We start from the raw sequence: 12,285 nt of genomic DNA, 5'->3' as shown, positions 1-12,285 counted from the left end.
CTTGTGCAGACGCACGCGTATGCCTCCGCGCGCCTCGGCCATGGTCGCCGCGGGCGCCCGGCGCTTGACTCGAACCATGAACCGAGACGACAGGAACCGGGACGACACGGCGGTACGTCCGAGCCGTGGCGCCGGGGTGCTCCTGGGCGCCGCCACCGTGGCCATGGGCCTGGGCGCCGGGGCCTTCTACACCTTCGCCTGCGCCGTGATGCCGGGCCTGGCCCGCGGTCCGGACCGTACGTACATCGAGGTCATGCAGCACATGAACGAAGCGATCGAGAACCCGGTGTTCTTCGCGAGCTTCCTGGGGGCGCCACTGCTCACGGCCGCCGCGGCCTGGCGGCTGCGGCGCACCGGCACGCCCTGCCGGTGGGCGCTGGCGGCGCTGGCCGTGTACGCCGTCGCGTTCGTCCTCACCGTCGCCGTGAACATCCCCCTCAACGACCGGCTCGCGGACGCGGGCGACCCGGCGCGCATCAGTGACCCGGCCGCGGTGCGCGCGGACTTCGAGGACGCGTGGGTGGCGTGGAACGCGGTGCGTGCGCTCCTGAGCACGCTCGCCCTCGGCTTCCTCGTCCGGGCGCTCGTACTGTTCGGCGGGCGTAGGGCCGCGGGGCGTACGTCCGGGGCGGGTGCTCAGTCCGCGTACTTGGACCCGTCCCCAGGCACCGGGTCGAGCGCGAGGCGGTAGCCGCGCTTGACGACGGTCTGGATGAGTTTCGGGGTGCCGAGTGCGGCGCGCAGCCGGGCCATCGCGGTCTCGACGGCGTGCTCGTCGCGGCCGTCGCCGGGCAGCGCACGCAGGAGTTCGGCGCGGGCGACGACCCAGCCGGGCCGCCGGGCCAGGGCCCTGAGGAGTGCCATCCCCGCGGGCGGCACGGCCCGCAGCTCGCCGTCGACGAGTACCGCGTGCCCGCGGATCTCCACCCGGTGCCCCGCGACCGGCAGCGCCCGCGCCCGCCCGGGCAGCTCCTGGCAGAGGAGCTGGACGAGGGGGCCGAGCCGGAAGCGTTCCGGCTGCACGGTGTCCACGCCCCGGGTCCGCAGCGCGAGGGCGGTGACGGGGCCGACGCAGGCGGACAGCACGTCGCGGCGGAGCGCGGCGGTCAGCTCGTCCGTCATCCCCCGTTCCGCGGCACGGGCGAACAGCGAGGCGGCGGCGGGCGCGGAGGTGAAGGTGAGCGCGTCGACGCCGTGGGCCACGGTGGCGTCGAGTAGCCGGTCGACCGGGGTGAGGTCGGCGGGCGGCAGCCAGCGGTAGACCGGGACGAGGACGACGTCCGCGCCGCCCGCGCGCAGGGCCTCCACGAACCCGGGCAGCGGCTCCCCGTGCAGTTGTACGGCGATGCGCCGCCCGTCGACGCCTTCCGCGAGGAGCCGGTCGAGCACCTCGGCGAGGGACTCCGACGACGGCGACCAGGCCTCGGTGAGCCCGGCGGCGCGGATGGCGCCCTTGACCTTCGGCCCGCGGGCGAGCAGCTCCACCCCGCGCAGTCGGGCGAGCAGCGCTTCGCCGTGCCCCCAGCCGTCGGCGGCCTCGACCCAGCCGCGGAACCCGATGGCGGTGGTGGCGACCACCACGTCCGGGGCGAGGTCGACCAACTCCTTGGTCGCCGTCAGGAGCTCGCTGTCGTCCGCGAGGGGCACGATGCGCAGGGCGGGGGCGTGCAGGACGGTGGCGCCGCGCCGCTGGAGCAGCGCGCCGAGCTCGTCGGCGCGGCGGGCCGCGGTGACGCCGACGGTGAACCCGGAGAGGGGTCCGTGCTGCTGGCTGACGTTCATGCGTCGAGCGTGCCAACGCCCGGTGACGGTCCCGGATCACCACGATGTCCTGTGTGTTACCAGGGTGCCCCCGGTGTTACGTCGCCGCGTCACACCTCGGCGTAGGCGCGCTGCGGTTCGTTGCCCGCGGCGGGGGCCGATGAGGGGCGCGGGGTGGCGGGGCGGCGAAGGTATACGGCCCAGGTGACCACGAAGCAGAGCGCGTAGCAGGCGAGAAAGGCGACGAACGCGCCGGTGCCCGATCCTGCCGGTCCCGCCGTACGGAAGGCCTCCCGGAAGGCGAGGTTGATGCCCAGGCCGCCGAGCGCGCCGACGGCGCCGATGAGCCCCATGGCGGCTCCGGAGAGCCGCCGCCCGTACCGCGCGGCCTCCTCCCCCACGAGCCCCGCACGCACCGCCTTGGCATGAAAGATCCCGGGGATCATTTTGTACGTGGACCCGTTCCCGAGCCCGCTGAGCACGAAGAGGACGATGAACGCGGCGGTGAACAGGGCGAGCGACTCCCGCTCGGACGCCACCACGACGACGCCGGTGGCCGCCGCCATGCCCGTGAAGTTCCACAGGGTGATGCGGGCCCCGCCGTACCGGTCGGCGAGCCGTCCGCCGACGGGCCTGATCAGCGATCCGAGGAGCGGTCCGAGGAAGGTGACCTGGGCGGCCTCAAGGGGCGTGCGCCCGAACTGCGTCTGGAGCACCAGCCCGAAGGCGAAGCTGTACCCGATGAACGACCCGAACGTCCCCACGTAGAGCAGCGACATGATCCAGGTGTGCGGATCGCGCACGGCCTCGCGTGCCGCGCCGGTGTCGTTGCGTACCGTCGCGAGGTTGTCCATGAAGAGCGCGGCGCAGACGGCCGAGACGACGACCAGCGGAATGTAGACGCCGAGCAGCAGCCTGGGGCCGCCGCCAGCCCCGATGACGGCGAGGGCCGCGAGCTGCATGACGGGTACGCCGATGTTGCCGCCCCCGGCGTTGAGGCCGAGCGCCCAGCCCTTCTTCCGCAACGGGAAGAAGGAATTGATGTTCGTCATGCTGGAGGCGAAGTTGCCGCCGCCGACGCCGGTGAGCAGGGCGCACACCATGAAGGTGGTGTAGGAGGTGCCGGGTTCCATGACGACGAACGCCGCGATGGTCGGCAGCAGGAGCAGCGAGGCCGCGACGACGGTCCAGTTGCGTCCGCCGAAGCGGGCGACGGCGAAGGTGTAGGGGACACGGACGACGGCGCCCACGAGCGTGGCCATCGACACCAGGAAGAACTTCCCGGCGGCGTCGATCCCGTACTCGGGCCCCATGAACAGCACCATGACCGACCACAGCGTCCACACGGAGAACCCGATGTGCTCGGACAGGACCGAGAAGGCGAGATTGCGCCGCGCCACGCGCGCGCCTTCCCGCTCCCAGAACTCCTCGTCCTCGGGCTCCCACCGCGAGATCCAAGCCCGCTTGCTCCCGCCCTCCCCGGACTTCCCGGCCTCCCCGGTTTTCCCGGCCTCCCCGGTTTTCCCGGTCTTTCGGGTCTTTCCCGTCGTCAAGGTCATCCCACGCCTCCCGGCCAGCGGCTGATGATCCCGAAGGTAGGGAGGGCGCGTTTCAGGCCTGTGCTGCCGGGTGACCGTGGGGGAACGTTGGGCTCACGGTGGGGTGGGGTGGGGGGTGAGGGCGGGCGTCCCGTGCCGAGGGCGCCCGGTCGAGGCCCCCGCCTGGCTAGTCGAGCCCCCCGGCCCACTTGAGGGTGTCGGAACCCCCCTTGTCCCAGTCCATGACGACGGAGTCGCCGGAGCGGGACAGATCGGCGCCGACGAACTTCTCCTTCGTCCCGCTGCCGCACTTGAGGGCGAGCCGGAACTCGCCGCCGGACCGGTCCTGTCCGAGCCCGGTGCACATGCCCACACCGCCGGGGTCGAGGTACGACACGATGTGCTTGCCCGCGGCCTGGCCGGTGGTCTGCTTGTCGGCGACGGTGAGGGTCTTGAGGCTCTCGTTCTGCCACTGCCCCTTGTACCCGGTGGCGGGCGCGGGGCCGTCGTCGTCATCGCCGCCGATGCCGCCGCTGTCCGGTACGTCGGTACTGGGGTCGGCGGAGGGTATCGAGGGCGACTCGTCCCCCGGACCGCCGCCGTCGTCGTCCGTACCGTCGGAGGGCTCGCCGGAGCCCCCCGGCGTCACATCGGCGGACACACTCTTGTCGGCCTGCGGCTTCTTGTCGGCCTTGTCGTCCTTGTCGTCGCCGTCGCTGAGGAGGAAGAAGGCGCCACCACCGATGACGAGGACGGCGGCCACGGCTGCCGCGATGAGGACAGCACCCTTCTTCCGCGCGGGACCGCCACCGGGCGGAGGCGGCGGGTAGGCACCGAACTGGGGCTGCCCGTAGGGCCCCTGCGGGGGCTGCTGCCCGTACGGCCCTTGCACCTGCGGGGGCTGCCCGTACGGCCCTTGCGCCTGCGGGGGCTGCCCGTACGGGTTCGCGCCCGCGGGCGGCGGGGCACCGTACGGAGCCGGGGGCTGCAGCGGATACCCGTAGCCCGGCTGCGCCGCGGGCGGGGGCGGGGCGGCCGGCGGCTGCCCGGGGAACGGGGGCTGCGGCTGCGGCTGCGGCTGGTCGGGCGGATACGGCTGGTCCGACGACGGCTGCTGCGGCGCCCCGAACCCGCCCTGCGGCGGCTGGCCAGGTGGCTGGGTCATAGCGCGGAGCGTAACTCCCGGGGGTGCGGCGTCACATCCGTAAATCCGACGAGTCCGTCACAGTGAGGCGGGGGTCTTTCGGCTCTTGGTCCCGGCGGTGTCCCCGGCTCTTGGTCCCGGCGGGTGGCGAGGGAGTCGGCAAGGAGCAGGTCATTGGGCGTCGGGCCCTGGCGCTGGCCCGCGTGCCTCTTCAAGTCCTGCGCCGTGAAAAAGTCCTCCGTTGTGAAACCGGCCCGGCGCAGCCCGCCTGCCCGCTCCCGCGCTCTCAGGCGTCCCCGATGACGGCGAAAGCGAAAGCGAGACGACGGTCGAGCCAATGCGCCTTGACCGCCAGGGTTTGGATGCTCTGGGAGACCATGACCAACTCGCCGCCGGACCACCACTCCAGTCTGCGGCTCTGCCGCCGGGAGCCGCCGTCGCCGTAGGTGCAGTCCTCTCCGGGAGGCACGATGGAGTGCAGGTTGTTCAGCGTCTCTGTCAGAGCTTTGCCGACCGCCCGGCCAGCAACCTGCTTGACGCCGCCACTGGCCCACTCGTTGCGTCCGACGATTTCCGGATACCCGGGCTGATCGATGCGCCATGTGTGCTTGAAAATCTTGCTGGCCGGGGGAATGCGCCGGAGAACACCGATCTCCGTGCCGTCCTTATCGTGTACGCGATAGCGCCGCTCACCGCTGTCTCTTTCCTCCGCAATGAGATAGCAGAGCAGTTTTTTCGATTCAGGGTCCTCGTACAGGCAAGGCTCCGTGGCGAAGGGCGGGGCGGGAGGGGCGACGCGGGCGGCATAGGCGCAGGGAGCGAACGCCTTGGCCTCCCCCGCGCCGCTGGGGACGCGGATGGCCCGGGGGCCTCGCACGGGGCGGGTGCGCTTCTTCGTGACCGGACGCTCCACGGTTCCGACGGTGAACTCCCGCACGCGAGCCCACTCGACCGGGGAAACGGGTTCCTCCTCTCGGATTTCCCCGCTGTCCTCCTCACGTGCCCTCCGCCTGCCGAACGCCACGACTCCCCCTGCCCTTCGCTCCCGTTACCAGCGGCACAACCGTAGCCGTAGGCCGCCCCGGCTCACATACAGTCGGGGCGGCCGTTGGCTCACGCGTTCAGCGCGTCAGCGGTTGATGGACTGGATCTCCTTGACGACGACGTTCTGGTCGGCACCGAACTCGGCGTCGGGCAGCCGGTCCCCGCCTTCCGTCGTGCTCGTCCACGTGATCTTCCAGGTGACCGTGGCATTGAGCTTGTACGAACCGTCGCCCGAGGACCGCAGGTACTTCACTCCGCACGGCGGCGTCTGCTTGGACTTGCCCTTGGCCCAGGGCTCGCCGATCCGGCCGTCCACGATGGGGCACTCGCCGGAAGCGGGGTACGTCGTGGCGTCCTTCGTGCCCGGGTTGATCTTCAGGGAGATCGGTTCGGCGGTTGTGGTGGCGGAGATGTTGGTGTCGGGCAGGCTCGCCGTCACCGAGACCTTCTTGAATTTGGCCTTGTCGAGCCAGACCCAGGTCGGCAGATTGACCTTCGTCTCGCCTTCGGGCGCCATGGTGATCTCGGTCTTGGGAAGCGGAAGTTCGTCGTAGGCGTATTCCGCGAGAATCCTGGGAGAGACGGCGAGAGGCTCCTTGGGCGTCTCGCTCTCGGGCACCCAGAACGGCAGCTTGTCGCAAGCGTTGGCTTCCGGGTCGTCCTTGCGGTTGGGGTTGATGGCCGCGGCCCAGAACATCCCCTCACCCTGTTTGTCCAGGTTGTAGTCCTTGTAGGGATGACCGTCCTTGTAATACGCGTCGTAGACGTCGCCGACGAAGTCCCCGAGGCCGAACATCTTGACCTTCCGCCACGCCTTTACCCTGGCCTCGATCTCCTTGGGAGAGAAAGCGGGTTCGTACCAACAGGCGGGCGGGGTCCAGTCGCCGTCGACAGAGGAGAGTTTGCCCGGCTTGGCGGGCCCGGCACTGCCGGGGACCTTCGTCTGGACTCTCGTCTCGATATTGATTTTGCCGTCCCGCACGCCGCCCTGCGCACTGGAATCGCGCTGGTGCTTCTTACCGCCCTCGCCACCGGCCGCGTAAGCGGTGGCAGGCGTCGCGGCCACCACCACGGTCAGGGCGAGCGCGGCCAGCTTGGCGGGCCTCCTCGGACGTATCACATGCACTTCTTCGCTCCCGTCTCGGACAGGACATCGACCGACTGCCAGACTCCCTCGGCGTTCTTCTTCAGGCGCTCGTTGAAGAACGTGTAGTCGTCGGCAGAGGCAGGAATGGACCTGTTCACCTTGCCGGTCTTGCGGTCCTTGGGGTACGTCTTGGTCGCGTCCGCGCAGTACGTCAAAGACGCCTCGTCCGCCCCGTGCATGGTGACCTGGCGGTCGTAATAGCGCGTGGCGCCGACGTAACTCTTCCCGTCGTCGTAATAGCCCTGGATGTAAGAGGCCGTGGCGATCAGGGCCTTGTCCCTGTTGTAGAACTTCAGCGCCTTCTGGGAGGCCTTCCCGCCCACCGTGATGGCCACATCGATGGCATCGAGGTTCCGCGCGTTGTCGTCGAGGACCGCGTCCTTCTTCGCGTCCCCGGTCGACCCGCCCTCGAAGACGTTGCTCACGCCCTTGGGCATGTCGACCTTCGGGCGGTCTGCTCGATCACCCGCCGCCGACGCCGAAGGCGAAGCCTTCTCGCTCGCCGTGGACCCGGCGCCCTCGATCTTGTCGTCACCCTTGGAGTCGCCGTCTCCGCCACCGCAGGCGGAGAGCGTCAGGGCCGCGGCAGTGGTCAGCGCGGCCACCGCGAGCAAGGCAGGTCGGCGGTTCACAGTCAGCTCCCGATGGGACGTGGGGTCAGTGGGTTCACTTGAGTGAACCCACGCTATCCACGGGCAAAGGCTGACGCGAGAGTGAGGTATCCCTAGCAGGGGGACAGAGAGGGGCATATCGAAGCCCTGTGCGGGACGTTGTTTCCTAACGGTCGCACAACGCCCCGCGATGATTACCGCCTTGTGTCAGTCCGAAGCGTTGCGTTTCGTACCCGGTCCGCCAGGGCGCGAGGCGGATGTTCGGGCTCCGGATGCGGGGGACCCGTAGGGGTGGGAGACGGGTGGGCTGCGGCCGCGGACGCGCCTTTCATGACGAGGGCGTCCGCAGCCGGAACCCACCCGTCCGAAGGGACGGCCAGCCAGTCCTCCGCCGCCGCGAGTTCCGCCGCCGCCCGCCGCAGGGCGTCAAGCCCGGGGTGCCGCAGCCCGCGTCGCCACACCAGTGACACCGGGGACAGCGGCACCGGATCGACCAGGGGCCGAAGGACCGATCCGGGCAGCTCGGGGAAGCCGACGACGGCGAGGACGGGATAGCGGTGCTTGGCCATGATGCGGGCGAACTCCTCGGGGCCCACAGCGAGCGGCGCGGGCGGCGCGACCTCGATGCCGCGGCCCTCGAAGAGACGGCGGGCCAGGTCGGTCCACTCCGGAGTGCGCTCGTTGCCCGCGCCCGCGTACACGCGCTCGCCCGCGAGGCGGTCGAGCGGCACCGCGTCCAGGCCGGTCAGCGGATGGCCCACGGGGAGCAGCACCGCCATCGGCTCGTACCGCACGGGCTGCTGTTCCAGGCCCGCGCGGACCCCGCCGGGCAGTCCGGCGAACCGGCCGAACGACGCGTCGAGACGGCCGGCGGCGATCTCGGCGGCCGCCCCGGTCAGACCACTCTCGAAGCGGGCCATCAGTTCGCAGTGCGGAGCCAGTTCGCGGGCCCGGTCAAGGACCCGGGCGGAGAACAGCCCCGGGCTGTTCAGGTCCACGAGCAGCGGGCGGGCCGCCTGCCCCGTACGCGCGAAGGCGGCGGACAGCTCGTCGTGCGCAGCGAGCACACGCCGCGCGTACGGAAGGAGCCGCGTGCCGTCGGCCGTCAGCGTCACCCGCCGCGTCGACCGCACGAACAGCTCCACCGCGAGGTCACGTTCGAGCCGCCGCACATCACGGCTCAGGGCCTGCTGGGCCACGTACAGGCGGGCGGCGGCCCGGGTGAAGTGCAGTTCCTCGGCGACGGCGAGGAAGGACCGCAGGAGGCGCGGGTCGATGTCGCGGGGCGCCGCGGCGCCCGGCGCCGGGGGCGCCGGCGGTTCGGTCATCCGGTGAACCTACAACCCGGGTGCGTGAATCGCTCCCGAGAAGGTGTTGGACCCCGCCCCCGCACCCCCGTGAGCCTGAACCCATGCCCGAGCCCGCCGCCCTGACCCACCACTCCCCCGACCCCGAGACCGACCCCAAGGCCGACCCCGAGGCCGATCCCGACCTCGACGCCGACCCCGACTCCAACGCCAGCGCCACCGCCGACCCCGAGGCCGACCCCGACTCCAACTCCAACGCCAACGCCAACGCCAACGCCAGCGCCAACGCCAACCGCGAGGCTGCCCCCGACGCCGACCCCAAGACCGCCCCCAAGGCCCCCCAAGGGCCGAACCACCCCCGCAACCCCTACACCCGCCTCTTCGCGATACCCGGCGCCACCGCCTTCACCGTCGGCAACCTCATCGCCCGGCTCCCCATGGGCATGTTCAGCGTCAGTGCCGTGATCATGATTGCCGGGGCCCGTGACTCGTACGCCCTCGCGGGCGCCGTCACCGCCACCGGGCTCGCCGCGACCGCGGTCGTGGCGCCCTGGACGGCACGTCTGGTGGACCGGCACGGGCAGGCGCGCGTCGCGGTCCCCGCGACGGCCCTCGCGGTGCTCGGCTCGCTCTCGCTGCTGCTGTGCGTACGCTTCGAAGCGCCGGACTGGACCCTGTTCGCCTCGTACGCCGCCACGGCCACCACCCCGAACACCGGCGGCATGTCGCGGGCCCGCTGGTCGCACCTGCTGAAGGGCGAACCGGACGCCCTGCACTCCGCGAACTCCTTCGAGCAGGCTGCGGACGAGCTGTGCTTCATGCTCGGCCCGGTGCTCGCCGCGTTCCTGTGCGGCGCCCTGTTCCCGCAGGCGGGCACCCTCGTGGGCGCCGTGCTCCTGCTGACCGGGGTGCTGCTCTTCACCGCCCAGCGGTCGACGGAACCTCCGCCCCGGGGGCGTACGCGGGGGAAGCCGAAATCACCGCTCCGCGCGCGGGGGATGCCCGCCCTGCTCGTCGTCTTCCTCGCGACGGGCGCGGTGTTCGGCTCGATGGAGGTCGCGACGATCGCCTTCGCGGACGAGCAGGGCCACAAGTCGGCCGCGGGTGTGATCCTCGCCCTCCAGGCCGCGGGTTCGTGCGCCGCGGGCCTCTCCTACGGGGCGCTGCGGCCGAGCGGGTCCGCCGACCGCCGCCACGTCCTGTGCGGGGCGGCGATGGCGGCCCTGATGACGCTGCCGCTGCTCGCCGTCTCGGTGACCGGCTCGCTCGTGGTGCTCGCGGTGGCGCTCCTGATCGCCGGGACGGCGACCGCGCCGACCATGGTCACGGGGATGACCCTGGTCCAGCGCCTCGCTCCCGAGGGGCAGTTGAACGAGGCCATGACCCTCGCCGTGACCGGGCTCCTCGGGGGCATCGCGTGCGGCGCCGCGGGCGGCGGCTGGGCGGTGGAGCACCTGGGCCCCACCGCCGGCTACACCGTTGTGGCCGCCGCCGCGCTGTGCGCGCTGCTGCTCAGCACCGCGCGGGCTTGCGCCACGAGCACTCGAGCGCGCCGCCCGGATCAGAGCCGCGCTCCGTACGGGGCCTGACCGGCACGGCCTTGTCCTCGTCGGACTTCGCGAGGGTGACGACGATGGCGTCCTCAAGCGCCTTGACGGAGGCGGGCAGATAGTTGTTGAGGATGATGCTGAAGACCAGTTCGCGGCCGCCCGCGTCCGTCACGTACCCGGAAAGGGCGGACGCCCCGGTCAGCGTTCCGGTCTTGGCACGGACGTTGAGTGCCGCCGGTGTCCCGCACATGCGTGAGCGCAGCGTGCCGCCGTCGAACTTGTCCGGGTCGCACGCCACCGGCAGCGACCGGTACCAGTCGGCGAACCAGGGCTCGCCCTTCGCCGAGCGCAGCAGCTCGATGAACTGGTCGGCGGCGACGTTGTTCTTCCGGGAGAGACCGGAGCCGTCGACCTGGCGCAGGGCGCCGGGGTCGACACCGGCCGTCTTCAGATAGCCGGCGACGGCCGCGATGCCGTCGCCCCAACTCCCCGGCCGCCCGGTCGCCTTGTGCCCCATGGCCTTCGTCAGGGACTCGGCGTGCATGTTGTTGGACAGCTTCATGAAGGGGATCAGGAGGTCCCTGAGCGGCATGGAGTCGTGCGCGGCCAGCTCACGCGCCCCCTTGGGGACGGCGATCCCCGCCCTGGTGGGCCCGCTCACCTTCACGCCATGGGCGGTCAGGGCGGCCCGGAAGATCGCGGCGGCGTACCGGGTGGGCTCCCAGACGGTGATCCACTCCTTGGTGGTGGCGCCGCCCACGGGCACCGTCCCGGTGACCGTGATGGTGTTCTTGCCGTGCTGCCGCTCGACGGCGAGGGTGTCGGCCCCGCCCGCGGCGACGGTCCTGGCCCGCAGGTCGATGTCCACGTAGTCGGTCTTCGGGGTCACGGTGACCCGCGGGCGGTCCCCGGCGGCGGCTCCCGGCGCCACCTGGGCGACGACCGTGCCGGTGTCGTAGTCGGTGTCGGGGGCGACGCTGAGCGCGGAGATCTGCGCCGCGTAGTACGAGGACTCGTCGTCGGCGCCCCAGGTGTCGCCCTGGCGCCGGTCGTCGAACCGGGTGTCGTCGGCGATAAGCCGCCCCGACACCCGCTTGACGCCCGCGTCGGCCACCTCGGCGGCGAGCCGGTCGTAGTCCTTGGCGAGCGTCGTCGGATCGCCGGTGCCGCGCAGATACAGATCGCCCTTGAGCACGGGCCCGTGCCGGTCGCCGGTGGTGAGCACGTCGGTGCGGAAGCGGTGGTCCGGGCCGAGCAGTTCGAGGGCGGCGGCCGAGGTGAGCATCTTGGTGTTGGACGCGGGCATGAGCCGCCCGCTGGGCAGATGCTGGTAGAGGGTCTTGCCGGTCGCGGCGTCGGCGACCACGACACTCGCGGCGCCGCCTTCCATACGGGGGTCACCGAGGACGGTGTCGATGGCCTCGGGCAGCCCGCTCCGCTCGGAGTCCGCCCCGGCGGGGGCGGTCAGGGAACCGAGGGAGAGAGCGGCCACGCCGACTCCGAGCACGGCGGGCCAGATCCAGTGGCGCATACGGGGATGGACGCGTCTCACAGGTCTACTCATGGGTCAGCACGTCACCTGTCCGACCCAAGGGGGTGCGGGTGGCGCAGCCCCCGCAACGCGCGGCGCAGCCGCGCAGAAACGACGAAGGCGACGCGGCCCGCGCTGTTCGCGGGCACACGTCACCTGTCCGACCCAAGGGGGTGCGGGTGGCGCAGCCCCCGCAACGCGCGGCGCAGCCGCGCAGAAACGACGAAGGCGACATGGCCCGCGCTGTTCGCGGGCACACGTCGCCTGTCGACTTCGTGGAGATGGCGGGAATCGAACCCGCGTCCAACGGTGCGGAATCAGGGCTTCTCCGTGTGCAGTCCACTTCGATTTTCTCGGCCCCGGAGATCTCGTGGACAAGTCTCCGACGGGCTCAGTCACTGTTTGATTTCCTCCCAGACCCCGTGACCGGGTCTAGAAGTTTAGTTCCCTAGCTGATGCCAGGATCCGGGTCGGGAACAGCCCCCGGGCTGACACTTCGCAAGTCGCTACTTAGGCAGCGAGGGCGAAGGAATCGCGCTTGGTGTTGGCGATTATTGGTTGCGACATATGGTTTACGAGATCATTGCCGCTTCCTCGACACGCTTCCCCTGCTTCGACATCCGCTGTCGAAACCGATCATCCCCATGTTGTT

At 71.2% G+C, this 12,285-nt stretch carries 10 protein-coding genes and 1 other RNA gene; 2 read left to right on the top strand and 9 right to left on the bottom strand.

All coding sequences use genetic code 11. The annotated features are described in order from the left end of the window. The first annotated feature begins 76 nt into the window (after positions 1-76). Positions 77-691: an anthrone oxygenase family protein gene (locus tag IG78_RS0129810; RefSeq protein WP_051853047.1), complete on the top strand. Its 615-nt coding sequence runs from the start codon at positions 77-79 to the stop codon at positions 689-691. Here the strand turns inward: IG78_RS0129810 and IG78_RS0129805 are convergent. The 7 genes from IG78_RS0129805 to IG78_RS0129775 all read right to left on the bottom strand — a co-directional run bounded on the left by IG78_RS0129805 (position 637) and on the right by IG78_RS0129775 (position 8,573). Beyond that, entirely contained in the window at positions 637-1,782 is a 1,146-nt protein-coding gene (locus IG78_RS0129805; RefSeq protein WP_030568698.1) for a uroporphyrinogen-III synthase, read from the bottom strand. The genes IG78_RS0129810 and IG78_RS0129805 overlap by 55 nt on opposite strands. Positions 1,783-1,871: 89 nt before the next feature. Further along, positions 1,872-3,320 (bottom strand): nitrate/nitrite transporter, encoded by a 1,449-nt coding sequence (locus IG78_RS0129800; protein ID WP_078965896.1) that lies wholly within the window; start codon positions 3,318-3,320, stop codon positions 1,872-1,874. A gap of 166 nt (positions 3,321-3,486) precedes the next feature. Continuing rightward, positions 3,487-4,464, bottom strand: a complete 978-nt coding sequence (locus IG78_RS0129795; RefSeq protein ID WP_030568694.1) for a hypothetical protein — start codon at positions 4,462-4,464, stop codon at positions 3,487-3,489. Between the two features lie 265 nt (positions 4,465-4,729). Beyond that, positions 4,730-5,356 (bottom strand): hypothetical protein, encoded by a 627-nt coding sequence (locus tag IG78_RS0129790; protein WP_157855912.1) that lies wholly within the window; start codon positions 5,354-5,356, stop codon positions 4,730-4,732. A 216-nt stretch (positions 5,357-5,572) separates the two neighbouring features. Then, positions 5,573-6,607: a hypothetical protein gene (locus IG78_RS0129785; RefSeq protein WP_225882389.1), complete on the bottom strand. Its 1,035-nt coding sequence runs from the start codon at positions 6,605-6,607 to the stop codon at positions 5,573-5,575. Beyond that, complete coding sequence (locus IG78_RS0129780; protein ID WP_030568682.1) at positions 6,604-7,266, bottom strand: hypothetical protein; 663 nt, start codon at positions 7,264-7,266, stop codon at positions 6,604-6,606. Before IG78_RS0129780 ends, IG78_RS0129785 begins: the two co-directional genes overlap by 4 nt. Before the next feature lie 173 nt (positions 7,267-7,439). Beyond that, complete coding sequence (locus IG78_RS0129775; protein WP_078965897.1) at positions 7,440-8,573, bottom strand: LysR family transcriptional regulator; 1,134 nt, start codon at positions 8,571-8,573, stop codon at positions 7,440-7,442. A gap of 83 nt (positions 8,574-8,656) precedes the next feature. Between IG78_RS0129775 and IG78_RS0129770 the strand changes: the two genes are divergently transcribed. Next, positions 8,657-10,141, top strand: coding sequence for an MFS transporter (locus tag IG78_RS0129770; protein WP_078965898.1), 1,485 nt, complete (start codon positions 8,657-8,659; stop codon positions 10,139-10,141). On the opposite strand, the gene dacB is transcribed toward IG78_RS0129770, so the two are convergent. Together dacB and ssrA are read right to left on the bottom strand one after the other, a co-directional pair. After that, complete coding sequence (gene dacB / locus IG78_RS0129765) at positions 10,065-11,633, bottom strand: D-alanyl-D-alanine carboxypeptidase/D-alanyl-D-alanine endopeptidase (protein WP_078965899.1); 1,569 nt, start codon at positions 11,631-11,633, stop codon at positions 10,065-10,067. The genes IG78_RS0129770 and dacB overlap by 77 nt on opposite strands. A 273-nt stretch (positions 11,634-11,906) precedes the next feature. Beyond that, positions 11,907-12,277: a transfer-messenger RNA gene (gene ssrA, locus IG78_RS44975) on the bottom strand. Positions 12,278-12,285 lie beyond the last annotated feature (8 nt).

Source organism: Streptomyces aureocirculatus (assembly GCF_000720475.1).
In the GTDB taxonomy this organism is placed as follows: Bacteria; Actinomycetota; Actinomycetes; order Streptomycetales; family Streptomycetaceae; genus Streptomyces; species Streptomyces aureocirculatus.
This window is presented reverse-complemented; position numbering and strand designations above follow the sequence as displayed.

Bases quoted from the DNA above. Each gene is read 5' to 3' on its own strand.
- IG78_RS0129810 (WP_051853047.1), top strand. From the start codon at position 77: ATGAACCGAGACGACAGGAACCGGGACGACACGGCGGTACGTCCGAGC.
- IG78_RS0129805 (WP_030568698.1), bottom strand. From the start codon at position 1,782: ATGAACGTCAGCCAGCAGCACGGACCCCTCTCCGGGTTCACCGTCGGC.
- IG78_RS0129800 (WP_078965896.1), bottom strand. From the start codon at position 3,320: ATGACCTTGACGACGGGAAAGACCCGAAAGACCGGGAAAACCGGGGAG.
- IG78_RS0129795 (WP_030568694.1), bottom strand. From the start codon at position 4,464: ATGACCCAGCCACCTGGCCAGCCGCCGCAGGGCGGGTTCGGGGCGCCG.
- IG78_RS0129775 (WP_078965897.1), bottom strand. From the start codon at position 8,573: ATGACCGAACCGCCGGCGCCCCCGGCGCCGGGCGCCGCGGCGCCCCGC.
- IG78_RS0129770 (WP_078965898.1), top strand. From the start codon at position 8,657: ATGCCCGAGCCCGCCGCCCTGACCCACCACTCCCCCGACCCCGAGACC.
- dacB (WP_078965899.1), bottom strand. From the start codon at position 11,633: ATGCGCCACTGGATCTGGCCCGCCGTGCTCGGAGTCGGCGTGGCCGCT.